The organism is Paucilactobacillus kaifaensis, from assembly GCF_005405145.1.
GTDB classification, from domain to species: Bacteria; Bacillota; Bacilli; order Lactobacillales; family Lactobacillaceae; genus Paucilactobacillus; species Paucilactobacillus kaifaensis.
Genome location: NZ_BJDM01000041.1, coordinates 1 through 1,322 on the forward strand (window position 1 = coordinate 1; position 1,322 = coordinate 1,322).

Annotated in this window: 1 protein-coding gene; it reads right to left on the reverse strand. The window is 42.5% G+C overall.

Annotation, left to right across the window (positions count from 1 at the left end; all coding sequences use genetic code 11):
• The coding region (locus tag FFM51_RS08690; RefSeq protein WP_137598225.1) for a glycoside-pentoside-hexuronide (GPH):cation symporter at positions 1 to 1,318 on the reverse strand (1,318 nt) is incomplete at its 3' end.
• Positions 1,319 to 1,322: the final 4 nt, after the last annotated feature.

Below are 1,322 nucleotides of genomic sequence, written 5' to 3' on the forward strand. Positions count from 1 at the left end.
AGATTAAGCTAAAGGCATAGATAATTACAGGAATCCAGATAAAGGTAAAGCTAATGGCATTTAAACTACCGGCACTTTGTGTTGTCTTAGCGGCAGTGAAGCCGAAGGTAGCTAAAATGCGGGCCGCGATAAAGGAACCAAAGCCAGAACCCATTTGAATACAAAATGATGCGCCCATAGCAGTTAAGAAACCATTAGCCCGAATTCCAGTCTTCCACTCACCAAAGTCGACGGTATCACCAACCATACCAAAGAACATGGTCATGGCAGAACCAGAACCGATACATGCTAAGCACCAACCAATTAAAGCTGAGGTAACATTAGAACCTGCCATGCCAATCCAGGCTTGACCAATCATGGTTAAAGCTAGCATGAAGACTGTAGTTCCCCACTTATGCATAAACCGAATAAAGAATGGAACCGAGGCCATACCAATGATTTGAATGATTGAAAAACCGTTGAATAGTGAAATCAGATTTTTATCATTTAAATTGTACTGGAAATAATATGGTAAGGCTGCATTCCTAGCGGAATAAGCTGTCCACAAGATCAAGTTAGCCACCACAATCAAGACCCACGGCCAGTTACCTTTCGTGGCCTTGAGACTTTCTCGAATGGTGATAATTTTTTCTTGTTCAATATTCTTTTCACGCATATCAAAGAAGGCTATCATCAGTAGGATGAAAGCAACAACCGCATAGACCCCGATCGCAGCTGACCAGCCAAATTGGTCGTTACCTTTTCCTAAAAAGTGTGCCAAGGGCATAACAAAGGTAACCGCGAAGAAGTTACCGACATTTCCAAGGACTAATCGAATCGAGTTAGCCGACATCCGATCATCTGAATTAGATGTTAAGTTTGGCAAAACTGAAGTAATCGGGGTCGACATAGCAGTATAAGCCAATTCGGCCAAAATATAGGTGACCCCAGCGTAAATAACTTTAGCCGTGCTACCTAAAGCTGGCGTGGTGAAGAGCAACCAGATAAAGATAACAAATGGCAATGACATCCACAAGAACCATGGGCGACTTTTACCATATTTACTGTGGGTATGGTCAACCAAAACGCCCATTACAGGTGCACCAAGGGCATCAACAAATCGACCCAGTAATAGGATGGCTCCTGCGGTGCCTACGCCCAAACCAAACACGTTGGTAAAGAAGTACAACATATAAGAACCAACGATTGTATATAGTAAATTTCCCGACATATCCGTAAAACCATAGGTTATTTTACGGTGAAATGGTAGCCGATCATTATCCAGCATTGCTTGTGCAGCAGCGACATTATGATCGGTATGATTTGCATTTGAACTCATAATC